General features: G+C 38.5%; 27 protein-coding genes, 1 tRNA gene, 1 riboswitch and 1 other annotated feature. Of the genes, 9 read left to right on the top strand and 19 right to left on the bottom strand.

What is annotated here, in order from left to right; genetic code table 11:
* Positions 1-444: 444 nt before the first annotated feature.
* The 3 genes from IC619_RS12410 to IC619_RS12400 all read right to left on the bottom strand — a co-directional run bounded on the left by IC619_RS12410 (position 445) and on the right by IC619_RS12400 (position 3,130).
* Positions 445-1,593, bottom strand: coding sequence for an ABC transporter permease (locus IC619_RS12410; RefSeq protein ID WP_191140503.1), 1,149 nt, complete (start codon positions 1,591-1,593; stop codon positions 445-447).
* 14 nt (positions 1,594-1,607) lie between these two features.
* The gene (locus IC619_RS12405) at positions 1,608-2,516 is read right to left on the bottom strand and encodes an ATP-binding cassette domain-containing protein (protein WP_191140504.1); all 909 of its coding nucleotides are present in this window, start codon (positions 2,514-2,516) and stop codon (positions 1,608-1,610) included.
* Positions 2,517-2,629: 113 nt separating this feature from the next.
* Positions 2,630-3,130 carry a DinB family protein gene (locus tag IC619_RS12400; protein WP_191140505.1) on the bottom strand — a complete coding sequence of 167 codons (501 nt, stop codon included), beginning with the start codon at positions 3,128-3,130 and terminating at the stop codon, positions 2,630-2,632.
* Positions 3,131-3,737: 607 nt separating this feature from the next.
* On the opposite strand from IC619_RS12400, the gene ribD reads away from it, so the two are divergent.
* A complete protein-coding gene (ribD, locus tag IC619_RS12395; RefSeq protein WP_191140506.1) occupies positions 3,738-4,178 on the top strand; it encodes a bifunctional diaminohydroxyphosphoribosylaminopyrimidine deaminase/5-amino-6-(5-phosphoribosylamino)uracil reductase RibD in 441 nt (146 codons plus the stop codon).
* A gap of 61 nt (positions 4,179-4,239) precedes the next feature.
* Here the strand turns inward: ribD and IC619_RS12390 are convergent, their stop codons facing one another.
* Entirely contained in the window at positions 4,240-5,235 is a 996-nt protein-coding gene (locus IC619_RS12390; protein WP_191140507.1) for an LNS2 domain-containing protein, read from the bottom strand.
* 352 nt (positions 5,236-5,587) lie between these two features.
* The gene (locus IC619_RS12385) at positions 5,588-5,869 is read right to left on the bottom strand and encodes a hypothetical protein (RefSeq protein WP_191140508.1); all 282 of its coding nucleotides are present in this window, start codon (positions 5,867-5,869) and stop codon (positions 5,588-5,590) included.
* A gap of 389 nt (positions 5,870-6,258) precedes the next feature.
* Between IC619_RS12385 and IC619_RS12380 the strand changes: the two genes are divergently transcribed.
* Complete coding sequence (locus IC619_RS12380; RefSeq protein WP_191140509.1) at positions 6,259-7,488, top strand: helix-turn-helix domain-containing protein; 1,230 nt, start codon at positions 6,259-6,261, stop codon at positions 7,486-7,488.
* A gap of 41 nt (positions 7,489-7,529) precedes the next feature.
* Here the strand turns inward: IC619_RS12380 and IC619_RS12375 are convergent, their stop codons facing one another.
* The 7 genes from IC619_RS12375 to IC619_RS12350 all read right to left on the bottom strand — a co-directional run bounded on the left by IC619_RS12375 (position 7,530) and on the right by IC619_RS12350 (position 12,701).
* Positions 7,530-7,685 (bottom strand): hypothetical protein, encoded by a 156-nt coding sequence (locus IC619_RS12375; RefSeq protein WP_191140510.1) that lies wholly within the window; start codon positions 7,683-7,685, stop codon positions 7,530-7,532.
* A gap of 197 nt (positions 7,686-7,882) precedes the next feature.
* Positions 7,883-7,981 carry a hypothetical protein gene (locus IC619_RS17470; protein WP_488212619.1) on the bottom strand — a complete coding sequence of 33 codons (99 nt, stop codon included), beginning with the start codon at positions 7,979-7,981 and terminating at the stop codon, positions 7,883-7,885.
* A gap of 29 nt (positions 7,982-8,010) precedes the next feature.
* Positions 8,011-8,238 carry a hypothetical protein gene (locus tag IC619_RS12370; RefSeq protein ID WP_213260914.1) on the bottom strand — a complete coding sequence of 76 codons (228 nt, stop codon included), beginning with the start codon at positions 8,236-8,238 and terminating at the stop codon, positions 8,011-8,013.
* A gap of 136 nt (positions 8,239-8,374) precedes the next feature.
* Complete coding sequence (gene ileS, locus IC619_RS12365; protein ID WP_191140512.1) at positions 8,375-11,464, bottom strand: isoleucine--tRNA ligase; 3,090 nt, start codon at positions 11,462-11,464, stop codon at positions 8,375-8,377.
* Between the two features lie 43 nt (positions 11,465-11,507).
* Positions 11,508-11,742 (bottom strand) — a binding site (T-box leader).
* Positions 11,743-11,809: 67 nt separating this feature from the next.
* Complete coding sequence (locus IC619_RS12360; RefSeq protein ID WP_191140513.1) at positions 11,810-12,136, bottom strand: YflT domain-containing protein; 327 nt, start codon at positions 12,134-12,136, stop codon at positions 11,810-11,812.
* A gap of 23 nt (positions 12,137-12,159) precedes the next feature.
* Positions 12,160-12,390: a hypothetical protein gene (locus tag IC619_RS12355; RefSeq protein ID WP_191140514.1), complete on the bottom strand. Its 231-nt coding sequence runs from the start codon at positions 12,388-12,390 to the stop codon at positions 12,160-12,162.
* 98 nt (positions 12,391-12,488) lie between these two features.
* On the bottom strand, positions 12,489-12,701 hold the full coding sequence (locus IC619_RS12350; RefSeq protein WP_191140515.1) for a hypothetical protein: 213 nt from the start codon (positions 12,699-12,701) through the stop codon (positions 12,489-12,491).
* A 293-nt stretch (positions 12,702-12,994) separates the two neighbouring features.
* Here IC619_RS12350 and IC619_RS12345 point away from each other — a divergent pair, with 293 nt between their 5' ends.
* Positions 12,995-13,822 (top strand): YihY/virulence factor BrkB family protein, encoded by an 828-nt coding sequence (locus IC619_RS12345; RefSeq protein WP_191140516.1) that lies wholly within the window; start codon positions 12,995-12,997, stop codon positions 13,820-13,822.
* Between the two features lie 40 nt (positions 13,823-13,862).
* Here the strand turns inward: IC619_RS12345 and IC619_RS12340 are convergent, their stop codons facing one another.
* Positions 13,863-14,570, bottom strand: a complete 708-nt coding sequence (locus IC619_RS12340) for a nitroreductase family protein (protein ID WP_191140517.1) — start codon at positions 14,568-14,570, stop codon at positions 13,863-13,865.
* 108 nt (positions 14,571-14,678) lie between these two features.
* Entirely contained in the window at positions 14,679-15,101 is a 423-nt protein-coding gene (locus tag IC619_RS12335) for an RrF2 family transcriptional regulator (protein WP_191140518.1), read from the bottom strand.
* Between the two features lie 207 nt (positions 15,102-15,308).
* Positions 15,309-15,417, top strand: a riboswitch (SAM riboswitch).
* 86 nt (positions 15,418-15,503) lie between these two features.
* Between IC619_RS12335 and IC619_RS12330 the strand changes: the two genes are divergently transcribed.
* Positions 15,504-16,787, top strand: coding sequence for a Na+/H+ antiporter NhaC family protein (locus tag IC619_RS12330; RefSeq protein ID WP_191140519.1), 1,284 nt, complete (start codon positions 15,504-15,506; stop codon positions 16,785-16,787).
* Positions 16,788-16,818: 31 nt separating this feature from the next.
* Here the strand turns inward: IC619_RS12330 and IC619_RS12325 are convergent, their stop codons facing one another.
* On the bottom strand, positions 16,819-17,238 hold the full coding sequence (locus tag IC619_RS12325; protein WP_191140520.1) for a hypothetical protein: 420 nt from the start codon (positions 17,236-17,238) through the stop codon (positions 16,819-16,821).
* Positions 17,239-17,267: 29 nt separating this feature from the next.
* Positions 17,268-18,059, bottom strand: coding sequence for a DUF4931 domain-containing protein (locus tag IC619_RS12320; RefSeq protein ID WP_191140558.1), 792 nt, complete (start codon positions 18,057-18,059; stop codon positions 17,268-17,270).
* Positions 18,060-18,275: 216 nt separating this feature from the next.
* Here IC619_RS12320 and IC619_RS12315 point away from each other — a divergent pair, with 216 nt between their 5' ends.
* Positions 18,276-19,499, top strand: coding sequence for an MFS transporter (locus IC619_RS12315; protein ID WP_191140521.1), 1,224 nt, complete (start codon positions 18,276-18,278; stop codon positions 19,497-19,499).
* Between the two features lie 58 nt (positions 19,500-19,557).
* Here IC619_RS12315 and IC619_RS12310 read toward each other — a convergent pair whose 3' ends face one another.
* Positions 19,558-19,980 (bottom strand): hypothetical protein, encoded by a 423-nt coding sequence (locus IC619_RS12310; RefSeq protein WP_191140522.1) that lies wholly within the window; start codon positions 19,978-19,980, stop codon positions 19,558-19,560.
* 385 nt (positions 19,981-20,365) lie between these two features.
* Here IC619_RS12310 and IC619_RS12305 point away from each other — a divergent pair, with 385 nt between their 5' ends.
* A complete protein-coding gene (locus tag IC619_RS12305) occupies positions 20,366-21,091 on the top strand; it encodes a glycosyltransferase family protein (RefSeq protein WP_191140523.1) in 726 nt (241 codons plus the stop codon).
* A gap of 62 nt (positions 21,092-21,153) precedes the next feature.
* Positions 21,154-21,798 carry an FkbM family methyltransferase gene (locus IC619_RS12300; protein WP_191140524.1) on the top strand — a complete coding sequence of 215 codons (645 nt, stop codon included), beginning with the start codon at positions 21,154-21,156 and terminating at the stop codon, positions 21,796-21,798.
* Between the two features lie 167 nt (positions 21,799-21,965).
* On the opposite strand, the gene IC619_RS12295 is transcribed toward IC619_RS12300, so the two are convergent.
* Positions 21,966-22,041: transfer RNA gene (locus IC619_RS12295), tRNA-Ala, on the bottom strand.
* Positions 22,042-22,126: 85 nt separating this feature from the next.
* A complete protein-coding gene (locus IC619_RS12290; RefSeq protein WP_347239800.1) occupies positions 22,127-23,992 on the bottom strand; it encodes a pre-peptidase C-terminal domain-containing protein in 1,866 nt (621 codons plus the stop codon).
* A gap of 326 nt (positions 23,993-24,318) precedes the next feature.
* Between IC619_RS12290 and IC619_RS12285 the strand changes: the two genes are divergently transcribed.
* Positions 24,319-24,942 (top strand): hypothetical protein, encoded by a 624-nt coding sequence (locus tag IC619_RS12285; RefSeq protein ID WP_191140525.1) that lies wholly within the window; start codon positions 24,319-24,321, stop codon positions 24,940-24,942.
* Between the two features lie 235 nt (positions 24,943-25,177).
* The gene (locus tag IC619_RS12280) at positions 25,178-26,470 is read left to right on the top strand and encodes an MDR family MFS transporter (protein ID WP_191140526.1); all 1,293 of its coding nucleotides are present in this window, start codon (positions 25,178-25,180) and stop codon (positions 26,468-26,470) included.
* Positions 26,471-26,503 lie beyond the last annotated feature (33 nt).

Raw genomic sequence — 26,503 nt, 5'->3', positions numbered from 1 at the left:
AGAGATATATTTTACCATAAAATACAGAACATATGTTCGGATTTACTTAAAATAATTTATTCCTAGTCAATAGCACTGATTAACCAAAATACACGACGTTTATATGGAAGTAACATGTCATTCTCCCTGCTTAATTCCTATTTAAAATCATCGATTTAGTTGGGATAACTTTATCCTTTATCAAATAAAAAAATAAACTTAAGGCAATTATGTCATTTCATTAAGATTTCACTTTCTTTAGTCTAATATATCGCTTTCGATAAAAAAGGTAATATTTTCCTGTATAATAAAAACTATAATACTTGGCATTTCACAGATATGCATAGGTATACGACTCTTTTATTTATTCAGCATGAATCTTTATCAAGAAAATACATGGTATATTTGACATATAAAAAAACGCACTCCCTCTCATAAACGATAGCGAGTGCGTTTTTTCTATGCTTAATGTTTGGCATCTTTTAAGTAATATTTATAACTGGCTAGTGCTCCTACAAAACAGACAACAGCTAAACTGAGTAGTACAATGACGGAAGGGATAATATCACCTAACTGAGCACCTCGAGAGAAAATATCCACGTATCCTTTTTGTGCCCAATACTGGGGCACGAAAACCGCTATTTTTTGTACCGTTTCAGGCATGAGATCGATGGGAAACCATAAACCACCTAAGGCCGCTCCGCCCAATGCGATGACTTGGGTAGCCGCGATGGCAATATTTTCGTTTTTGGATAAAAAAGTAATCAATAAGCCTAATGCATTTACGGCAAATGATAAGGCAATGGATAATACAATGATAGCAGGGATATCCCCTAGCTTTAGGTCATACACCAAATAGCCAAATCCAAACAGAACGGCAATTTGCACTAAGACCATTCCAACGAAAGGAATCCACATCCCAATCAAGTACTGCGTTCGCTTCATCGGTGTACTGAGCAAGCGGGACAGCATACCACTTTCATGTTCCTTTAGAAAAACTTGAGCTAATATGATAATCGAGAAAAAGGAAAACATCACGGTATAGCCTGGTATAATAGTTGTGATCGTATTCACTTTTTTTACTTGTATTTCGTTCATTTGCAGTTCTATCGGTGCCGTTAAGACTTGTTTTGCCAGAGCTTCATCCTGTGGGAATTGTGCTTTGACAAACCCTTCAATTTTTTTATCTTGGTAAGTCGCTACGACCGAGTTTAGTACGGCACGTACAGGCTCCACCACCTGTCCAGCATTTTGGGTTCCGTCATAAAAGAAATCAATCTTTATGCTTTTTTCATCTTTTAGATCGCTTTCAAACCCTTGTGGAATCACAAAATAAGTTCTGATTTTACCTGTTTCGATTCGCTCTTTACTATCCTCAATCTCCGTCTCTGCTTTGAGGTCTATACCTTTAATACCCGATACAGATTGGATAAACTGCTTCGATGCTACGGACTGATCCAAATCGGTATAATGTACTTCAAAGGAATAATCACGATCTTGAAAGATCAAACCAAAGATAAATATGAAGAAAATCGGCAATAAAATCAACCAGAAGACCGTTCCTTTGTCTTTTAATAGTCTGATTAGCTCTTTTTTGATCAGTGTTGCGATCACGATTCCCTCTCCTTTTAGTCGCGTAATGTCTTCCCAGTAAGTAGTAAGAAAATATCTTCCAAGCTCATATGGGCGATTTCTAGTCGTAATACTGGATATGATTCTTGTTTGAGCCAGCTAGCTAGCGCATCTACTAATATAAGGACTTGATCAGACTGAATGAGGAAACCTTCCCCTTTTTTCAACACTCCTCCAAACTGTTGTAGCATGCTTTCTTCGATTCCTGGCGCTTCAACGTATACACCTGGTTTAGAGTGTTTTGCAATTATGTCGGTCACCTTACCACTTTCAATCACTTGTCCATTATCTATTAAGCTAATCTCTTCGCATAGATTTTCTACTTCTTCCATATAGTGACTCGAGTATAAAATCGTTTTATTTTCTGCTTTCAATTTATGAATCATTTCAAATATGTAGTTACGAGATTGCGGGTCTACCCCCACAGTCGGTTCATCCATGATGATATATTTCGGGTTATGCATCAATGCACATCCAATATTAATACGTCGTTTCATGCCGCCAGAAAAAGTTTTCACTGCATCCTTTCCTCTTTTCTCCAGCCCTACCAATACGAGAATCTCTTCCACTCTTTCCTTGAGCGCTTTTCCTCTTAAACCATACATTTCACCAAAAAAAGACAAATTGGAGATGGCAGAAAACTTTTCATATAACACGATATCTTGCGGGACATACCCTATATTTTTTTTGAACCAATTGGGATCCTCTTTCACACTCATTTCATCAAATTTCACTTCACCATCGTATTGATCAATAATGCCACATAAGATTTTCATCATAGTCGATTTGCCGGCACCATTTGGACCGATCAAGCCAAAGCAAACCCCTTCAGGGATGGTTAGACGCGTATCTTTAAGCGCATGAATGTCACCATAGTTTTTTGATAAATTTTCGATTGTAATCACACCGCTACCTCCAGTCAGGTTGACACAACTGATAAAAAATGTATATTTTGATTTTAGCATGATTTTTTTATTTTGAGAATAAAAAAAGAGAGGTCTCCCTCTCTTTCCGCTCTTTATTGTAGTGGTTCTTGACCCATTTGTATCCAGCTTTCACGTGTTGGACCGTATATATCTGGTAATGATAAACCGGCTTGACGCGCTAGAACGGTTAATTGACCGCGATGATGAATTTCGTGACTGATCAGCACGCGCAGCGTTAACCCGTTTAGCCATTCTTCTCCATACATCGAAGAGGATTTAGTTAAATCTGCATCAGTCCATTGACTAGAGAGCGCTTCAACTAAGGACTTAGCATTTTGTAGATAGGCATCTCTGATGTCCACTGCCGAAGTGGGCATTTCATCAGTGTCACCATAGCCATCGAAAGTAAGACCTGTATGTGACAAGAGCTCGTGTAGCGTCACGGTCATATGCCAAGCAATTCTGCCCAGTGTACGATGATCATCTGTCACTTGCTGAGTTAATGACGCATCCGTTAGATTCTCAAATAATTGTGCGGTCTTTTGCGTTTCAAATTTCCACTCTTGTAAAAAATCCTCAATTCTGAGAAACATATGTACGCTCCCCCAATGTCACAAATTGATATGATTATTTCTAATCATGTGCTAAGTGTAACATATATTTTAATGGAATCGAACATATATTTGTATTTGCTATCTTGTTTTTTTACAGGTAGGAAAGCCTACACATACTGGCGACAGACCTCTTACAACTACTCCAGAACAAGCAAAAGGACATCGCTTGAGTGCGCAAGCACACCAACACCCGAGCTTAAGGATCTCCCCACCAGTGTTCTCATTCCTTTTTTCAAGCACTAATCGATTTACACAGTAGGAGTTTCTTTTGCCACTCAACATTTAAAGGAACAAATTCTACTATAAGTTGAATGACATTGCTTACTCATTTATATGATCAAAAATAGTTACTCTAAGCATTCTCATTAGGAGATACCGAGCAATCTCGCTTTTATCCGCCTAAAAAAGTGGGGCTTTCCTGTTCGCAAAATCTGGTAATCTTCATCACACCCTAGGAATTTCCGAGTACTCATGAACTTCAAGTTGCTGTTCAAAAGTTTAGTGGTATCATAGGAGAGAAGAAATACGATTCCACTGAATAATCAATCGGAGGCCGATCAGTTTGATTTTAGAGGAGAAACCGACCATGTCTATGGAGACTGAAACTTATATGTTAGAAGCGATCTATGAAGGACGGAAAGCACAAGGGAAAACCGGAACCAACCCACCGGTAGGAGCCATCATTGTAAAAGAAGGAAAAATCATCGGTCGAGGACACACCGCACACTTAGGTGGTCCACATGCCGAAATTAGAGCATTGGAGATGGCAGGTAACGAGGCACGAGGTGCTACATTATACTGCACCTTAGAACCATGTGCACATTATGGTCGTACAGGCCCTTGTTGTGTAGCAGTGGCGAATGCCGGTATAAAGAAAGTGGTAATTGGAATACGTGATCCTTTCCCAAAAGTTGATGGAAAAGGAATTGAATACTTAGAAGAACAGGGTGTAGAAACTGAGGTTGGTTTCTACGAAGAAATGATTAAAGAAGATTTAGCTACATTTCTTAGTCAAGCGAATCAGTGAAAAGAGAAGCCGTTTGCCTAAATGGCTTCTCTTTTCACTTTAACCAAACTTCCTCACTATGCTACTCTTCATTTAAGTCTTTCAAATGCTCCGTATAACTTTGAATTGGAGTCGTTCCACGATCACCAGCGTTTGGACCAATGATATAAGTCTGTTCACCAGCTAGCCCAAAGTCTCGATATGCTTTAATATCTGTAGTTGCATTTCCATAGGCATAATGAATATTTGCTCCATGAGCTGCAATCTCATGTAGATACGCCTCTTTATAATCTGCTGTCTTATCTCCGACTAAAAGTCCTCTATCATCATAAGTATGGATCACACCTCTAGGAAAGCCTAGATCTTTTAGCCATTGTTGACTTTTATGCGTTAACCAATATGGACGAGCGGTTAAATAGACAATGGTATATCCTCTGTCCGCATAATACTGCGCCACTCGGTTGGCATCTTTATGCATTTTAGGTACATAGTCCCCATCACACAGTTCTTCCAAATAAGATCGTACATTTTCAAAATTATCTGTAGTTAATGTGCCATCTATATCAAAAACAACCGTTTTTGCCTCTTCAGCTAGGTTATACACATACATATTGGCACTCGTTCCATCCCCTTCGACCCACAGCTTCACCAAGTGAATACCTGTAGATAATTGTTGATTCTCAGGGATTTCAAAGCGGATACGTCCGTCTAAGTTCGTTTTTGCCCGGCCAATTTTTTGCCAGGAAGCATCAGAATCAAATAATGCGTAGGTATAAATCGATACCCACTCTCTTTCTAGATCCTTACGAAAGTCACCATATTGAAACTTCCCTTTAATCACCTGTGATTGACCTTCTTCTGTGATGAAGTCATAACCATTATGGTGTGGTGTATGATTGCTCAAAAGTTCATTATACCAGTATTTAAAGCCTTTCTTGCTTGGTGCATCAAACTCAGACTCCTTAAAATCGAATGTCGGTCCTGAAGATGCATCTACAAGCGGAACATTTCCCATCATCCCAACTACAAAAGAAATGATTAATATTATCGTACTCCAGCGAAACCATTTGGTTTTCAAACATACCCCTCCTCAAATTCAATAGGATGAACCTGATTTCATACTTTTTTGAATATATAATTATTTAATTGACAGATCATCCCTCATACAACTTTTACCATTCATTTTTCCATACATCTTACCTTACAGGATAAATTTGATCTCCACATGAAATAACGGTTAGCAAACGATTAATAACTCATTAGAAATTTTTTAACGATAGTGCTAAATTGAAAGCGTTTTCATTTCGATCTATAGGTAATACCTAATAATTGAAAATGCATCTCTTAACCAAATTGTATCATAATGGCCTAATTTTTGGGAATCTAGCAAAAAAAGAAAATGCACCCCTTAGGGTGCACATCCGATTCAATTAATAAGTACTTACGTAAAAAGCAACCCACTCGTCGCCGAGGTCTAGTGTAAAGTTTAAGTATAGTACGTGTGGAATTCCAATTGTTCCAGGAGGACGTGTATCAATCTGATTCGGAATAGAACTCATAGTTGGATATTCACTTTTTGCATAAGTATATACTGTATATTCTCCAATTTGCTCTACGTTGCTTTGACTAGCAGCCTCTACAGGTGTTGCAAGTGTTGTCGAGAACAACATGCCAAACGCTAAAGTCGTTACCACTAATAGTTTTTTCATCATGATTATTCCCTCCTTAATTGCTTACAGGGATAGTATAACATGATTTTTTGAATATAAAAGCAACTTCATAAAAAATTAACAATTTTACTATTTCATTAAAGAGTGAATAGTTTAATGTACAACTGCGGAAAAGGCTATAAACAGAGCCTTTTTGTTTGCATTCCAAACTTGAATACCTGAAACTGACAATACATACATTTTTAATTTTTGTATAATTACTCATAAAATTTAATATTTATTTCACTGTATCAGTTTGCATGATTTTTCTATATTAGGGTCGTGTATTTCTATGCTAATTAACACCTCTATTTACAGAATTGGTGTTCGAAATTATTATATTATAAAATTAGTATAGTGTTTGAATCGATTCACAAATGGAGGAATCCTCTATGTTAGGAAATAAAATTAAAGAAATGAGAAAATCGCTCGGCATGTCTCAGTCACAGCTAGGGGGCACTGATATGACAAGAGCTTACATTAGTATGATTGAAAAAGGAAACGCTACCCCATCCCACAAGGCATTAGCCATCATTGCCGAACGTCTTGGAAAGCCGATTCAATATTTTTTAGAAGATAAGCATGATCACCAGATGGAGCGAGCGCTTATCACTCTGAATTCCGCACGCCAAAAAATAGAAAATAACCATATAGACGAAGGCGTTCATTTAGCTAAACAAGCTATTCAGCTCACCACTGATCCCTATCTGATCGGTGAATCTGCACTGTTGATTGGGTATGCTTATTTTGGTACCGATCTTTTTAAAGATGCGCTCCAATATTATAAGCTTGCCTTACCCGAATTCATGAAGTTAGCACATAGCGAAAAAATCGTAAGCGCTTTGGTAGGGTGCGGTTCATCTTCTTTTAAAATGCAAGATTTTAAAGCCGCACGCCATTTTTACGAGAAAGCTTTAACTTATATCAGCCAAAATAAAAAACAAGTACAAAATCGCGTTCAAGTTTTAACTTATTTAGGGACAACCTGTACGCGCTTAGGTGAAGCCGATCAAGCTATTCAAATTTACAAAGAAGCACTTGACGAAGCGCAATACTTAGATGAGCCTCGTACCGTAGGGATGTTACAGAGAGGACTTGGCGGTACATTTTTAAAGATGGGGAAAATGGAAGAAGCAATGAAATATACGCGTGATGCACTTCATACTTTCGAACATATCCATGAGGAAGAATTTTATATGTCCCTACATAACCTGGCGATCATTGAGTCTTCCACTGGTTTTTATCGCCAATCCTATGAAAATCTAGCCAAGTGTTTGCAATACTACCAAAAAACAAAAAATGTTGAACTACAAGCTTATATCATGGAAGAGATGGCTATATATTGGTTTAAGAGAGGAAATGATCAGGAAGCGAAGCAGATGTGTAATAAAACCTTACTACTTTTAGAAAATGATGATAACTATATGATGCGAGCCAATTTATACCGATTAATGGGGAAGATACACCATGCAGAAGGAGAGTATGATACCGCCCATTTCTTTTTACGCATGAGCTATGATTCATACCAAAATCTCCATTTAGCAAACGAAGCAGATAAGACCTATAAACTATTATCAGAAGTAAAAGAACACTTAAAATCAAAAACAAAAAAAATCAAGTAAGCATCTATAGGGGATGCTCACTTGATTTTAATACTTGAAAGCTAGAACTCAGTATGCGTTGGTCCAGGCAATGTAACTTCTTTGTCTGGATCCACTACAGCAAACTCCATGTGATCTGCTTTCATTTGGGCTATAAATGCGAAGGCGCACACTGATAGTACTGCAAATATACCCGTAACGGTGATCATTTTTTTCATATTTATCTTACCTTTCATGGCTATTTTCAACTTATTCATACTGTACATAAAAATGTCTTCTTCTAAATGTTAACTAGTGTTAAATAAAATCTTTTTACTCTTCTTTATCAAGCTTTATCCTATGAATCGCAGTGTATTTCGGATCTGTTTCCATATATCACATGCTTCCATTTTTGATTGAGACTGTAACTTGTAGATCAATCATATACTTGTACTTTTGCATAAGTCGATGTGTTGTGATCTTTTTTTAGATAGAATTCAGCCGTATTGTTTGATCTATCTACAAAGCGATTAATATCTTTAACGTTGTATATTTCACCTTGTTTTAAATCGGTACCGTTCCACCTTTTGCAATATCCATGGCCGGATGAGCACTCCCATTGAAATACTGGGTGATATTACTCGTATTGCAATCACAAGGCCAAGTGAAGTCAGCCGCTGCAGAGACTGTATTTGTACCCATTGTTGCAACAGATGCTGTGAAAAGTAGTGCTGTCGCCATTGACATTCTCATAAATTTAATTATTTTGTATGTTTTTAATTTTTTAATCATATGTAAACTCTCCTTTCGCTTATCTATTATGAGTATAAAAAAAGACAGTTCCGTAAAAATGTGAACAGGTGTTAAAATCGATTAATATATAAAAAAGTGAACAGCACCATCTTGCATGCTGTTCACTTTAAATCAGTTAACCGTGGATGACCATCCCCACTTGTTTATCACCGAGTGAGACCACTTCCATATTTTCACTTGATTTATATGAGACTTGGAGAAGAAGAACATTCTCCCGTAGTACTTGTTCAAACCTTTGTAAGGCTGTTTTCAACTCATCGTCAACATCTAATACAAGATTTATGCGTTTTTCAATCGGCAGATCTAACTTTTTACGATAATCTTGCACCACACGGACTACTTCACGCACCCATCCTTCTTGCTTCAGATCTTCCGTAATTTCTGTGTGAAGGGCTACGGTCATCTGGTTGGCTGTGGTGGCGGCAAAACCTGCCTTAGCCTGTTTTTCAATGAGCAGCTCATCCGTGGTTACTATTAAAGTATCCCCAGCCGGCGTTGTAAAGGTGAACTGACCTTCGTCAATAATCTGCTTCGTTTCGGCAGGTCCCATCTGCCGTAGGGCATTCTGCAACACACCGACATTTTTTCCAAACTTAGGTCCAGCCAATCTGAGATTTAACTTTAATGTAAAATCGATAAAACCACTGTCGCTAGTCTCTACCCGAATCGTTTTTACATTAATTTCATCTTTAATGATGGCTTCGTATGCTTCAAGATCAAACGCTTGATCGAGTGAAACAATCAGTTCAGATAGTGGTTGCCTGGTTTTAATTCCAGTTTCATTCCGTACATTTCGTGCAAGCTCTACAATTTGGCGAGCAGTTTGCATCTCTTGTTCCAATCGTTCATCGATTAAACGCTCATTCACTTCTGGGTAATCCGCTAAGTGAACACTTCCTTTACCCTCCAGATTGCTGTAAATTTCTTCTGCGATGAAAGGCGTGAAAGGCGCCACAATTTTACTTAAGCTAACTAATACCTCATGCAAGGTCTGATAAGCATAAATCTTATCTTGTGACATCCCACTTCCCCAGAAGCGATCACGCGAACGGCGAATATACCAATTACTCATATCATCGATAAACCCTTCAATCGCACGTGCAGGATTTAAGAAGTCATTGTTTCCAAGACCCTTTCTCACATCTGTTAACATACTATTTAGACGTGATAAAATCCAGCGGTCTAGTTGGTTAACGGAGTTCTCTCTCGGATGTTGTTCGGGATCAAATCCATCAATTTTGGCATATAACGTGTAGAAAGCATGTGTATTTTGAAGGGTATCCACTACTTTTGATTTGGCTTCAATGACGATTTGTTTGGAGAAGCGTTTACTATTCCATGGTGCACTATCTGATAACAAAGCCCATCTAAAAGCATCGGCACCAAATTCATCAATAATATCCCACGGCTCAAACACATTCCCTTTACTCTTCGACATTTTTTGGCCATTTTCATCTAAAATATGCCCCGTAGAAATGACTGCTTTATAGGGAGCCTTACCCGTAAATAAAGTAGATACGGTCAGCAAGCTGAAGAACCACCCACGGGTTTGATCAACCCCTTCACAAATCATATCGGCAGGGTATTGCTCAGCGAAAGGTTCCTGATTTTCAAAAGGATAGTGTTGCTGTGCAAACGGCATCGATCCACTATCAAACCATACATCAATAACTTCCGGTGTTCGTTCCATTGTTCCCGAACAACTAGGGCAAGCTAGTTTTACTTCATCTACATATGGTTTGTGTAACTCGAGATCTTCAGCAACAGGATGAATCGCTTTCTCTCTTAAATCAGCATGACTATGCGGTGCATACGCCGCCTCACAGCTGGTACATTCCCACACATTAAGTGGTGTTCCCCAGTAGCGGTTACGGCTGATATTCCAATCGACAAGATCTTCAAGGAATTTACCGAAGCGCCCTTCTCGGATGTGATCTGGATACCAGTTAACGGTGTTATTATTGGAGATCAATTGTTCTTTTACAGCCGTGGTATTAATAAACCAACTCTCCATCGCATAGTAGAGTAGGGGTGATTTACAGCGCCAGCAAAATGGATAGCTGTGTTCATATTTCTCTTTATGGAATAAGAGATTGCGTTGTGCCAAGCTTTTTACGATATCTACATCACACTCTTTTACGAATCGTCCTGCAAACGGCTCCACTTCATCGGTATAATGTCCTGACTTATCCACCACTTGAATCATACTGATATCGTTTTGTCTGGCAGCACGATAATCATCTTCCCCATGCGCAGGAGCCATATGCACAATCCCGGTACCACTGGTATCGCTAACAAAGTCAGCAGCGACGATAAAGTGACCCTTCTCGGGCACGACATAGGCAAATGGCGCTTCATAGCGTACACCTATAAACGCAGATCCTGGATGTGTAGAGATGATTTCATATTCACCTTTCATCACTTTATTCACCAAGCTATGCGCGATGATATAGGTTTCATTCCCTTGCTGAACACGAGCATACGTAAGACTGGGGTTTATAGCCAGCGCTGCATTTGCTGGTAGTGTCCATGGTGTAGTCGTCCATGCCAAGAATGCATCCCCTGATTCTTTACTACGAAACTTCACCGTAGCACTCAGATCTTTTACATCTTCGTAGCCTTGAGCAACCTCATGTGAGCTAAGTGTCGTCTGACAACACGGACAATACGGACTTACACGGTGCCCTTTATAAAGTAGACCCTTTTGATGAATCGTCGATAAGATGTGCCATACACTTTCGATATAGCTGTTCTTTAGTGTGATATAGGGATTATCCATATCCGTCCAGTAACCAATCGCTTCGGTTAACTTACGCCATTCTTTTTCATAGACAAAGACACTATCTTTACATTTTTGTACAAAAGCTTCTACTCCATAGTTTTCAATCTCTTGTTTTCCAGAGATGCCAAGCTGTTTTTCCACGCCAAGCTCTACTGGTAATCCATGGGTATCCCATCCGGCTTTACGAATCACTTTGTGCCCCACCATCGTTTGATAGCGACCGATAAAATCTTTAATCACACGCCCTAGTACATGTCCAATATGAGGTTTACCATTTGCTGTCGGTGGTCCTTCATAAAATACAAAAGGCTTCTGACCTTCACGATTATCAATTGATTTTTGAAATGTATTTTCTGCTTGCCAACGCTTTAAAATACGGAGTTCACGTTCACGCGCTTTTTCTTTTACATCTACACGTTGCAACTTTCATCATCCTTTCAATATAAATAGAAAAAAGCCCCATCCCTAAAGGGACGAGACTTGACTCGCGGTACCACCCTGTTTCCATGATCCTCTCATCACATCGAAAATCATGACTCTCATCAACCCATTAACGCAAGGGGGGACGTCAAAGCTTACTCATAGGTTCAGCTTTGCTTCTCAGAGATGATCTTCTGTTATAACCTGAACATTGGCTTTCAGCATCTACCAACTCTCTGGAGAACAAGGTTATCACATACTCTTCTCTTCATAGAATGTAACCGAAGCATTTAATTCATCTATTTATATCTTAATTGATGAAAAAAGTCAAGGGTCGTAAAAGAAGCATTACCTTTCAATCATTAAAAAGATTTTACCTTGATCTAATCGCTCTTCCAACGATTCTGCTTCTGCCTGTGAAAAGCCCAGCTCATTCAAATTATTGCGTATTTCATCTCCCTTTTTATGAAAGAGATTTTCTGTAGCCGTACTAATCCCAACCTCGCTAAATCCGATTGTACTTACCCCAGCACGCTTCGCTACTCGCTTTGAGCGATCGTCATCATGAGAAAGTACATACATCGCTTCTCCTTCATGCCCCATATTCAACAATTTTTCAGCTTCCACAACAAGTTGATCCTCATTTGTAAATTCTTGTAGTTTCGGCTTTATCATGAATATTCATCTCCTTATTCGTTTTATCGTGGTATGTCCGCCTTTTGATTGTGATACTGCACTGCGTATTGTGCACCTTCACTAATCATTTCGTTTTCTTTAATTTCATCGTGAAGCGGCTTCTCCTCATTACGCCATTTAGATCGAAGTTTTGCATAAAAAGGTTTCACTTTATCCCGATAACGGTATAGAGAGAAGGCGATTGTCGATACACCCACTATTGAAGCTGTCCATTTCACCTTTTGTGTACGCATTTCTATACAACCCCTTTAATTGTTTTTTCGAAATATTTGTATATAAAATGATGTTAACGAACCCTATTCTCATTCAGATAAGATGTACATTCAAGTTCCTAACTTCGGTGTAAGACACATGTACAAGATTCTGTATGCAAATGGTGCGTGCGGACACGTGCCAAGTGAGAAAGTACACTCCGATTAGAATTGTAACGCACTACTGTCCTTCTCCAAATATCATGACCAATTCCACGAGCATGGAGCCGGTCCTTTTCCTGATTCACAACCTTTCGTTCTGATAGATCATAAGACTCAGATTGCGTATGCATGATTAAGATCCCCTCCATGCCGTTTGGAATGATTGATGTTTCATTCTTGTTGCTACATTACTTTCCCAGCCTCAAAAACCCCTAAACACGTTTTTTAGAAAATCTCTTTTAATTTAGCGAATAAAGCAACCGGATTGATTTGTACGATTTCCCCATATTAGTCGGCGTGTGTGGGGAGTTAGCCGACACGATTATTAAGATTTAATTGAATGAAGAGAAGGATGTTTATATGTTTTTGTATAAGGTTATGTAATACCCATACATCTCTTGTTCTTCAAAGGAGCTTTCGGAACATGCAAAAGAGAATTTTAATCCAATCGTCCAAAAAATTGTACAAGGAAATGAACGAAGAAAATGTACGTGATGTAGCTGCTGCTCTTGCATTCTATTTCTTATTTTCTCTGTTTCCTCTCCTCATTTTTACAGTTTCGTTGTTACCCTATCTTTCCATAGAGGTGCATGAAATTCTAGATCTCCTACAGCGATTTGCACCGGATAAAATATACCAAACCCTAAAAGATCCATTAATGGATGTTTTCATGACTTCTAATCAAGGCATTCTGTCACTGGGAATTATTATTACAATCTGGTCCGCTTCTAATGGGATGAATGCTTTGATTCGTGCACTTAATATCGTATATGGTGTTGATGAAGATCGTTCATTCTTTAAACTACGTCTTCTCTCTATACTACTCACCTTTGGTCTGGTACTCGTTATATTTGTCACATTAGCGCTTCCTGTATTTGGCCAGTTGCTCATCGATCTGCTAACGACGCTATTCTTTTTCCCTACTCATGTCTTACAAATTTTTGCATGGATCCGTTGGTTAGTAAGCCCCATTATTATGACGATTGTCATTACTGGTATTTATTATTTCGGTCCCAATATCCAACTCACCATGCGACAAGTTTTGTGGGGGAGTGTAGCTGCATCCCTTAGCTGGCAGATGATTACACTCGGTTTCTCCTATTATATCAAGCACTTTGGGAATTACACCGCAACTTACGGAAGTCTAGGAGGAATTATCATCTTGTTGTTGTGGTTTTATATGATGGGATTCATCTTACTTTTTTGGGGGAAAGTAAATGCACTTAAAAACCGAAAACGATACAGGGCATAAGGAGAGTTATCCTTATGCCCTGTATCGATGTTTCTGATCCTTAATACTTATTCCATGAGGTAACTTCATCTACAGAAAGTCTCACTTTACCAAACCCTGCTTGTGTAGCTTTCCCTATTGCGATAAGCATCACAGGTTCATACTGAGCGGGTACATGAAACAGCTTAACAAATTGTACCGGATCAAAACCCCCCATTGGAACTGTATCATATCCTTTTGCTTTAGCGGCTAGCATCAACTGCATTGAAACTAAACCACCATCTATCATAGCAACTCGTGTCGCTTCTGCAGGGGAAAGGTTCCCATAATGTTGATGGATTTGATTGACATAAAAATCTTTGATTTCCTCAGTCATACGACCTGCTTTTACAATTCCCCCGTAAATATCTTCAGCTTTTTTATATCCTTCTACATCACTTAAAACGGCAATAATCGCTGATGCATCAACAATTTGTTGTTGGTTATTGGCAATAGGCAGTAATTGCTCTTTTAAGCTTTGGTCTTGAATCACAAGAAACCGCCAAGGTTGAATGTTGGATGAGGAAGGTGCTAAAATGGCCGTTTCCAAGATCTCACGAAGTTCACTTTCTGTCATTTTATGTTCTGGATCGTAGTGGCGAATCGAACTGCGTTCCTTTGCCACAGTGAAAAAGTTTTGATCTGTAAGCGGCTCTGGCTTTTCATCACTCACTTTAATTTCTTTTATTTTATCAAAATAGTCTTGTTTACTATCATTTTTGGTAGTCAATTTGACCTCTCCTTTAAACTGTGTTTCCGACAAATACAGTATACAAATAAACTGAGCTAAAGTCAATTACAGTTTTTTTTAAAAAAAAAGCAAATCCCACAGGATTCGCTACGCGGAAGGTATAAGATCGGCAATTGTCTTGCGATTAAGTTCTGTACAAATCACCGTATCAATCTCTCTTCCCAATTGTTCAAAGTTTTGTTTGGTTATCTCTGCTGTCTGGCACTCATCTGAAGTCGACTCCATTAGCCCTTTTGTAAAAGGGTCTTCCACCTTCATCGCATGATACACATCTGCTAATGTGATCTCATCCGCTGGTCGAGCCAGTGAATAGCCCCCTTCCCGTCCTTCTTTTGCCTGAATCAACTCTGCTTTCACAAGGAAGGAGAGAATTTTACGCAAATAAGTGGAGCGAGAGTCTAGCATTCCTGCCATTTCATTGCTTGCACATACTCCTCCGTGACGCGCAAGCAAAACAAGCGCTTGAATAGCGTAACCAAACCAGCGGGTGTTTGTTAATTTCTCCGACATATTTATCACCTCTATTCCGCTTTACATAAGCTCATTTACTGTCTCGATGTCATTTATATACATTTGATTATACCAGAAAACAGTTCTATGAACGAAAGGGTCACATTTAAGATATTCATACTAAATCTACCTGAATTTAGGTATTGACAGTATTCAAATATACGTTTAATCTATAGATCGTTATCTAAAATTGAAAATGATCTTTTCTTCTTATCTAGAGAGGTGTAGGGACTGGCCCGATGAAGCCTCGGCAGCGGACTCGTATTATGGAGTGCTGTGCCAAATCCAGCAAGCATTTTTGCTTGAAAGATAAGAAGAGGCGCTTATAATACCGTGACCTCTTCTTATCTATAGAAGAGGTCATTTTCCTTGATAGCCAATTTATATGAAGAGGTGTTATCTATGGAAAATGGAAAAGGAAGTTTAAGCGCACTTTTCCCATTCGTTGTTTTTTTAATTTTATTTGTAGGATCGGGGATCATCACAGATGATTTTTATCACTTGCCCGTCCTAAGTGCTGTACTTGTAGCGTCGGCAGTCGCACTCCTGATGAATCGCAAGTCCCCCTTCGCCGATAAAGTAGAACGTTTTGCGCAAGGTGCCGGGCAGCGTAGTATCATCATCATGGTATTCATCTTTCTTTTAGCAGGAGCCTTTGGTGCAACGGCTAAAGGAATGGGGGCAGTTGACTCGACTGTCAATCTCGCTTTATCCGTACTTCCTGAACATTTGCTTGTTGTCGGTCTTTTTATCATTGCTGCTTTTATATCATTAGCGATGGGGACTTCAGTTGGAACAATCGCCACCCTAGCGCCGATCGCCGTGGGTATCAGTACGCAAACCGGTATTTCTCCAGCTCTCACACTCGCGACAGTCGTTGGTGGCGCGATGTTTGGAGATAACTTATCAATCATTTCCGATACAACAATTGCCGCGGTACGAACACAACATACAAATATGAAAGATAAATTTAGGACCAATTTTTTCATTGTTTTACCCGCAGCTATCGCTACCCTGATTTTATTATTTTTTCTAACACCATCCGTAGCTACAACGGTAGAAGCAGCAGATTTTAATATTGTTAAAATCTTACCTTATATCGGCGTATTGATCGCAGCGTTATGGGGCGTACATGTGATCACTGTCCTCGCAGGTGGCATCTTCTTTGCCGGAGTGATTGGTTTATGGGAAGGAAATTATACAATTAGTAGTTTAGCTAAAACCATCTCTGAAGGGATCAGCGGTATGTCAGAGCTTATTCTGCTCACCCTTTTAATTGGCGGTCTTGTTGAGATTATAAGAGCAAATGGCGGACTTCAGTATCTTCTCTATATCACCACCAAAAAAATCAAATCTAAAATAGGTGCTGCTTGGAGTATTGCTGGACTCGTTAGTTTAACGAACCTGGCAACAGCCAATAATACCATCGCAATCCTAACAGCAGGTCCACTGGCCAAAGATATAGCAGATCATTATAATATCAATCCCAAACAATCTGCTAGTTTATTAGATATTTTTTCTTGTGCTGTCCAAGGTTTGATCCCTTATGGTGCACAGATTTTAATCGCATCTCAAGCAGGGAATCTAACACCTGTTGCCCTTTTATCCTATTCTTTTTATCCGCTTCTGATTGCACTATGTGGTGTTATCGCCATCTATGTTCGACAAGCTCGCATTCGACCATAACCACATACGCCTCCTGCATCAAGGAGGCGTATTACTCATTGACATTCAGAATTAGCTTCAGTTTGGCAGTTTCTTCTACATTTAATCTACCCCATCCAGCGGAAGGAAATCTTTTAAAATCAGCCTTTCCTCCTTGGTTATACCAGATATAATATACCGCTTGATCTTTTTGCTTCATCTCTTTGCCGCGCATTTCAATACTCACACTCTCAGGTACTGCATAATCAACGATAACACCTTCTTCCCACTCTACTTCGTTCACAATGGATACCACTTGCTTAATCTGGTCTTCATTGGCAATTATATGCTCTTTCTCATTGGCGTCCTGCACAACAATCTCCTCCACTTGACTAGCAAAATGGGCATTTACATGTTCTTGTGAAATGGCATTACAGCCCAATAAACTGATCAAGAGAGAAATAGATAAACCAAATACTACTTTTTTTATCAAGATTCATCCCCTCACTCTCTTAATACCGATTAAGTTAATGATTGTGACAGGTGACTATAATATAACTTGCGTACCTGCTCGGCTCTTTCCTCAATGCTGTCTGGAACTTGTACCAGGGAGAATCCCACATATATGGGAGACATCACATATCGGGGGACGATTTTTACAGCAATCTTACCTTCGCAGTGATAAAAAAATAGATTATAGCTATCGCTCATATGATGCCGTACATAATGTACAATATTTTGGAGATGGTCCGCTAATCGATGAGTGGCAGCCAAATCCGATATGATCACATTAAATTCAATAAAGCCCGCTCGTGGTTTTGTAGAGAGATTAAGTTCTACTTGTGTATCTATATGAATCGGTATTCCTTCAAATTGCGCTATATCTATATTTTCCTGATAGTCTACATCGTAAAGCCCAATGATCTGCATGTGCGGATGGCGCATGGAACCTCCGGAAAGCGGACCATGATTTTTGAAGAAAAGAACAGATTGATATCGTCCACTCTGTTCAAATGATAACCATTGGTTGATTCCAAATCGTACTAAGCGATATAAGTGGTCTTTAGAATAAGTAGATAAATCACCCTCACAGTGATCCGACTCCACTAGTACCGTTTGATCAGCATTCTCGATTACTGGATATTTGTTTTTGAGCAATAAAATAGAATCTTCTTCTGCAATAATGCCTTCTAAACTTTCTCGATCACAAAAAGGACACGCATTCTCAACATTAACAATATTTTCTGGTTTTCGCCTTCCGATTTGTGATCGAAATTTGAGATGTGTCTGTTTTTTGATGTGAATCACCCCCATACGCAGCATTTTTCTCCTCTGCCGAAAGCTTGTATTCACAGTTAAGTATAGAATGTATTCCTTATATTTACAACTTCTAGGACTCCTTTCGCGCAAGAGTAGGGACCAATCGACAGAATATGCAACATAATATTTTTGAAAGTTGTGCAATTCGTTGAAATATGTTGTATAATTTAATTAATCGTCATAATTTATATAATTATAGGAGATTCGACTATGATGAATACTAGCGCAATCAGGAATAGTCTATTTATAAAAAAAGAAATTCTATTTATTCTCATTTCTAGTCTTTTTTCAGGACTAGCTATTTCTATTTATTTGTTTACCGAGCAGTGGTATGTCATTAATTACTTAGGCTTAAAAGCCTCCCTTGGGATCGTCATGATGGCAACTACCATTCCGCGCGTATTTTTTATGGCTATAGGAGGCGTACTTGCTGACCGATTTAAACCCTCTAAAATCATGGCTATATCGGTCTTAACTCGTTCTCTCCTCATTTTGATCATTTTACTTCTGTTGATCCAAGACAAGTTCAATATTTCGATTGTTACGATTACGGCGCTTTTATTTGGTACGCTCGATGCTTTCTTCTGGCCATCTCGGGATACCATATTAGCTCGTATTGTGCCAAAGGAGTCTCTCACTCAAGCAATTTCGATGATGCAATCTGTCACACAATTCACCGTAATCATCGGTCCTTTGGTCGGTGCATTATTACTGAAAGTAGGAGACTACACCTTCGCTTTTGGCATAATCGGCCTCTTATTGATCGCTAGTAGTTTCTTATTGTTCCTTGTGCGAGAATCTTACCAGTCTAATCACGAGAAGGTGAACATCCTCTCCGATTTAAAAGAAGGTATTCAATATGTATGGCAATCTCGGTTTTTAAAACTCATTTTAAGTATATTTTTTGTGGTCAATCTGCTATTTTTTGGCCCTTTCATGATTGGGATGCCACTAATTGCTCATGAAGTATTAAAAGGAGATTCTACCACTTTAGGCTATATCATGAGTTCATACTCTTTAGGTATGGTTTTAAGTGCTCTAACACTCGGCTTTGTAAAAATACGTAAAAAAAGAGCTGTGTTGTCTATCTCTTTTATTATCCTAGAAGGGATCTTACTCATTCTGCTCAGTCAAACGACCAGCTTATGGGAAAGTATGATTTACGTCTTTCTAGTGGGTGTTTCCATGTCAATGGTAAATATTCCACTCTTTAGTTTAATTCAAGAAACGACCGACCCTGCATATGTGGGTAGAGTGATTAGTCTGGATACTACAATTTCACTTGGCCTTGTTCCCGTCTCATACGGACTTGTATCACAGCTCATCTCCAGCGGTATAAGCATTTCTATGATCCAATTGGTGTTTGGTTCTCTGCTGACCGTATGCAGTATATTTACTTTAGTATTTGCACGAACACTTTATACCGTCGATTAAAAATACCAACCAAAAATCATAGAGATCCTTGGTTGGTATTTCCTGCTCTCTAACACCATCATCGCAACCTACGCTTCTTTCTACGTAAATATTCATCCAGCACCCAAAAAATGATAGAAAATGGGAGCGCGAAATAGAGATAAAAATAATAGTCTACAAAGACGACAGCAACAAGAGAACCTGTTGTATGGATCAAAAATGCCATGGACATTCTCCATGTATTAGAAAGTTTAAATGTAAGTAAGTCTGAAATGAAAGAAACCGGAAAACCAATCATAAAAATAAAAATATAACTAAACAGAGGCACACCAAGTAACATAAACTTCACATCTGTGATCCAAGGGTCATAACCCTCAATGAAAATGGCTTTAACCACTTCAAGGCCATAGGTAACAATGGCCAAATACAACGCCCCAAACACCGGAGTCAATAAAGATACGAAGAATTTTCGCAAAAGAGCAGAAGTGATCATACCTTTCATAGATAGCCTCCTTATAATAAATGTGAAATATTTCACATTTATTATACATTCTTTAGCGAAGATCTTCAATGAGCTGAGGTACTCGTTGACTTAATCTTGCCCCTAACGATTCAATCGACCCTCCCAGTATAGAAGCATCCATAAAGAGAAGCAATTGGAAATTAAAAGCCTAATACTTAGTGGACTCATGCATATTTTTTTATTATTTGGCAAGTTTTATTTTTGAATGAATATGAATATTATATATAAGTATAGGGTCAATCATTTACCTCTCCCAAAACCTGAAAAGAAGGTTTAACCGATATAGCGCGTAAGAACGATCTTTTCTTTTACAAGATGAAATTTTATCGAGAGTCTTTCTCTAGACCTAATTAGGGGGATTACAATGTTTGAATGTATCAATCAAAAATGCCAGTCTACTATACATCATCTAAACAAAAGCAAAAACATACCTGTTATATTGATCATATTCAATAATCTTACTTATCTAAAAAATATGTTAGGACAATTGCGCGATTTAAAGGTAAAGAGTGAAGATATATGGATCTGGGATAATCATTCCACCTATCCTCCTCTACTCAAGTTTTATAAAGAAATATCAACCGAGTATAATCTAGTGAAAAACAATAAAAACTATGGTCCACGTTTTTTTGTCAACCCACATGTTTTCAATTTTCTTCCTAATTATTTCGCTGTAAGTGATCCTGACTTGTCTTTTAATAAGAAAATGCCTCGAAATTTCCTGCAATATTTGAAAAAAATTACAAATGAGCTCTCCTTATTTAAAGCTGGTCTCGCTTTGGATATATCGCCTAATCCTCATTTTAACAAGAACTTACGTATAAAATCTGGTTCAATGACCATAAGACAACGGCAAAAACCGTATTGGTCCAAACCCTTGGCAAAATACAATAATCCTAAGATATATAACGCACCAATTGACACAACTTTCGCAGTTTATAATAAAAAACATTTTAAAAAGGGTTTTTTTAACGCCGTAAGAGTGGCGGATCATTTTACATGTAAACATTTACCCTGGTATAAAAACACCCATATTCCAAAAGAAGAGAAAGAACTATTTAATACTTCGTGGTCTCATTGGACCAATTAAATGTATAATATAAATCTTCCGCTAATATGGCATGATTACACGTTATAACGGGAGGATGGTTAATGAGACATATTCTTATGCCGGAATTTGTTAAAGTTATCAATGAACAAGGAATTGAACCGGAAGTCATTATGGATTTAGGATGTCTCGATGCACGCGATGCTTTGTTTTTAAAAAACACTTATCCTCAAGCCGTAACCTATGCGATTGAAGGATCTCCCGCAAGTTATAGCAAGTTTAAAGATAATAAAAATATTGTTCCGATTCATGCAGTTGTAGGATCTTATGATGGACTTTCCAAATATCATATAAAACATCCTAGTGGGATAAATGGTATATATGATAGAGGTAAATCATTTGGCAATACCGTTTTAGAGTTACCGTGCTATAAATTAAAAACGATTATGAACAAATTTGGGATAGCGCACATCGATGTTTTAAAAATAGATGTGGAAGGGGCCACTTTTGACATTTTATTAGGTTTAGAAGATTACATTCATAAAATTAAGATTATGCATATAGAGACGGAAACAAAAGAGTTTTTCAAAGGTCAAAAATTAGAGCCTATGGTATTCGATCATTTAAAGAAGTCAGGCTATGAAATGATTTTAAAAAGATGGGCCTATGGAAATAAGAATGAACAAAACGATAGCATCTGGATTAATAGGCACTACAACAAGGAAACTATCTGTGAAACATCCTCATAAATCTTTGAATACGATCAGTCATGCTCCTCATTTTATGAGAAGTAGTAACTTTAATGGTGTTCGCTCATGTTATAGGTTTGCACCCTATTTGTACCAATTATCTTTTGAATATAATACTTCCTTGGGAAAGAAATAACAAAAAACCCCCGATATCTCGAGGGTTTGATTGGTGGAACATAGCGGGATCGAACCGCTGACCTCTACACTGCCAGTGTAGCGCTCTCCCAGCTGAGCTAATGCCCCGTATATGAAGTTCACACTACAAACTCATTATGCAAAAAAATAACGCTATTGTCAAGCTAAAAAACTCCCCCGTGAGGGGAGTTTTTTAGGGTTGAGTGGTGTAATAAGCGACTTGATCAATGTTGTAACCGTACCCGTTTATGGATTGATCTGTAACAAGATTGGATATAATCGTATCCCCATCTACTTCAACCCAAAAGGCATCTTTTGTACCATGATAGGTCGCTTTTGTTGCACCATTTTTATCTTTAATGTATACCTTATCGTAATCCGCCTCAGTTTCGAATCGACTAAAGTGTAAAGCTACCTTTGTCGCACCTGGCTTTGTGTACTTATGATTGGTACCATTATTATAATCATTTCCATATGGATGTGGGGTAGAAAATGTTTTATCTTCGTAATACCATTTAGCCGTATTTGAATCAGCTCCATAGCTCGCTGTCAGATGATAAGATTGCGATGTACTCATCGCTCCGCCATATCCGTTTACTTTGATATAAAGTGTACCGCTAGCACCTGAATAGGTAATCTTTTCAGAGTTGGTATTCTCGTTTTCAGAACTAGCGAGCTGGTTACCCGATTGATTGTAGAGATATAGATCATAATCCCCTGGCAAGTTAGCCAAGTTCACTGTTAGGTTACTGGTTGTAGACAAACTAATTTTGTACCAGTCTGTATCTGTCTTACTTGAAATCTGACTCTTATAGGTTTCACCTGAGGTTAAAGGCCCGTATGCACTAGACATCACATCATTGTTCTCATATGTATCTCCATTTCCTCCGATCCCTTCTGAGTCAACAGGTACATATGATCCAGCTTTAAATGTTGAAGGATCATACCACTTATAGCCGCTACTCGGCTCAGCCCATGGTTCGGATTTTGGTTCTGTTGATGACGCCGGTGTTTCAAAAGAGAGAAGTGGTGTTGCTTGATCTAATTGAAAGTTGTTAACTTGTTCAAAACTCGTGTAATTTTCTTGATCAGCAAGCCAGTTCACCATATTTACAAGTAGCACAGCATCATCTTGCTCTTTGAAGCCGTCATATGTCTTTTTTGTTCCGCCGGTCTCTTCACGCTTATATTTCGGTGTTGCATCTTCAACAGGAGAGGAATCGCCAATAAAGGCCGCCTTACCTTTTCCACGCTTAGCAATTGCAGCATATGGCCCTTCCTCAACTCCGCCACCTTTGTATACACCTTGATCTACCGCATGTCTCCATTTTTCATTGGTACTAGGTAAGTATACGATTCCTTTTGCTTTCCTAGGATCTGTAATCGCTAAAGTCGAACCTGCATGCATGGCTACTGTAGATACGCCCGTCGTAATGCCAAAGGTTTGACTTGGAGATACAATGTGATTGGCTGTTACATTACCTAAAGCATTATAACGAAAACGAATGCCAAAATTTTGGCCTAACCAATCAGAACTGATTACACCTTGCATTGCCACAGAATTCCGTTCTTCTGAACTCATTCCCTTGGCTGGATCATTGTAAGCACCACGACGATAGCCATTAAAAACTTCTGAAGCGTCCCAACGGTTTTTATTACGGTCCGCATTGTAATGATCTCCAATGAAGAATATACTTCCACCGTTTTCAACATATTGAATCATGGCATTTTGTTCGGATTGTTTATAGGGCACGTTCGCTTCACCGATGACAAACACCTCGTAACTTTGTAAGTCTGCATAAGTGATGGGCGTTGTCTTACGTAATTCACGTACATAGAAGCCATCGCTCGCTAAGCCATTGGCAAAATCTGAAAACCCACCATCTATCACCCAATCAGCCGCTCCAGCAGTTTGACCGTGTGTATTATCAAATAAAACTTTTTTACCTGCGTTATCATTAACAACTGTAGGTCTAATTTCAGGAGTTGAATCTGCCGCTGCTTGTACGACTGATATTCCATCCATATAAACCGTCTGCAATGTAAAGACAAACATCATGCATAACATACCCAAACTTGAAAACCTACTCATCCTTTTCATCATAATCCTCCAAATATAGTGAAATTATTTCAAAAACAGCTAAATCGTGTAAACAAATAATATGTGCTATCTTATATCAATATAATGATATACTAATTGGATTAAATTGCTACTAGAAATATATTACATATACATAATCATTGCAATCGTATCTCACATTTATTAATTCTATTTATAAAGTGTGTCTTATCTATTCACACCACAAAATGAACATTGCGCAATCATAGATAACCCGGTAATATGGTGAAGACATTTTAAACTTCTATTATAAGCAGGTGAAGGATATGAAAAGGATCATTTTGTTTGGATTAGTTTTGGTTTTATTGGCGGGCTGTAGTATGATTGCGGATGGTGTGAACACAGTAGAAATCATGTCTGATATGCAAGTGGAAATAGATCGTGCGAATAAAGGCATTGATACTTACGATAAAATGATTGCACAGTATGAAGAAGTTTTAAATTTAGAAAGTAAGTTGGTTGATCCTACGACTCCCGAAGGAAAAGAATTGGTTGAACAAGTAGCGTCTAAGTTGACAGAAGCACAAAACGAAGCGAATTCTTATGAAGATCAAGTGAAGCAAGTAAAAGCAAGTATACCCCAGCTCGAAGAAGCGGCCAACAAATTTAATGATGAAGAATTAAAGAAACAGGCCAATCAATTTGTAAGTGATTTTAAAGCAAGTGTAGAGACTGAATTGAAATATACGGCTAAATATAAAGAATTATTGGAGCTACATCAAATGCTCAATAAAGAATATAGCACAGGTAAAATCCCAGATGACACGGAATACCAAACACTATTTGCTGAAATTCAGAAATTAGACGAAGAATTGGCTAAGCAAGTGAATCAATACAATGATTCATGGGGAACATTCCACAAAAATGTGACAGAAAACAAATTGAAATAATGCTTTATTTTTTTAATCAAATATGCTAAAGTATGATCAAATCATTTAAAATGAAAAGAGGAATCTGTTCCCATGAAAACTGCCCAGTAATGTTGTAAAGAATAGACTGTTTCTTACCTAGGATACGTCTGTTCTTTTACATCGCTACTGGGGGGGATACAGATTCTTTTTTCTGTCTAAAGCCTCCTACTATTCTATGTAGGGGGCTTTTTCTATTTAAAGAGAGGTGAAATAAATGACTCCACAATTCTTGAAAGACTTAAAGCAAATGGATCGTAATATTTGGATACGTTTTGCAGGCGAATCGCTTAATAGTATTGCGATGATGATGATGTTTCCCTTTTTTGCTCTGTACTTGAAAGACCGGCTTGATTCCTTAACACAAGTTGGGATTGTCATTGCAATCGGGCCAGCAGTAGCAGTAGTCGGATCGATCATCGGGGGACGATGGGCTGATACATATGGTCGTAAGCCCATTATGATTATATCCATGATCGGTAATGGACTCATATTACTCGGATTTATCTATACAGACGGTTTTTTGGCTTATAGCCTTTTGTCAGCAGGTATGGGTTTTTTTAATTCCTTATTTCATCCTGCAGCAACTGCTATGGTAGCCGATGTAACGCCTCCTGAAAAGAGAACTGAAGCTTATGGTCTCTTACGAATGGGTCATAACATCGGAGCCGCATTTGGTCCTTTAATCGGCGCCTCTATTATCCATTTACCAAAAAGTATTATTTTCTTTACGGCCTCCTTTTCTCTTATTCTATACGCAGTCGTAGTATGGATATGGATTAAAGAAACATTACCCGATAAGCATAACCAAGTAAATGAAGTAAACGCTGGATTTAGACAATCCATCTCCGCCTATAAAGCTGTGTTTAAAGATCGACTGCTCATCCTATTCATCCTTACTGGTATTGTCATATCCATGAGCTTTTCCCAGACAGAAGGGATGCTACCGATTCATTTCGATCTTGAAATGAAACACATTTTCGGGCTTCAAAACCCTTTTTTCTATTTACTAGCTTTGAACGGATTTCTAGTCGTTTTATTTCAATTTCCAATCTCTCGGTGGGCAACCCATAAATCGATCGGTTTTATGATGTTCTGGGGAGCTAGTTTATTCGGGTTTGGTATGGTATTTATCGGCTGGCTACCTGTGCTATTTGGGGAGTGGCATACGCAAGCGGTCTATGTCCTAATTGCCTTAGGCATTGCGTTTACCATTTATACCATAGGAGAAATGATGATGTCTCCGGTACAAATGACATTTGTAGCCAATATTGCACCAGAGGATTTACGCGGCACCTATATGGGAGCTGCTTCATGGCAATGGATTGCTGGTGAGACCTTAGGCCCGATCATTGGAGGATATATGTTTGATCTATCGCTTGGAAATCTATTATTCACTTCACTCGGTGTAGGATGTATGATTGCAGGTATCGTTTACGTATTCTTAGATCGATTTGCTTTGCAAAAAAAGCGGATTCAACCCGTTACAGAAGTGAAAGTGTCTGGATAACTTCAGTAATTCAAAAACAGGTCTCAATTATCC

The sequence above is a fragment of the Polycladospora coralii genome (genome assembly GCF_014773435.2).
GTDB classification, from domain to species: Bacteria; Bacillota; Bacilli; order Thermoactinomycetales; family Thermoactinomycetaceae; genus Polycladospora; species Polycladospora coralii.
The sequence above is the reverse complement of the archived record's forward strand: the minus strand, read 5'-3'. Positions and strand labels throughout refer to the sequence as shown.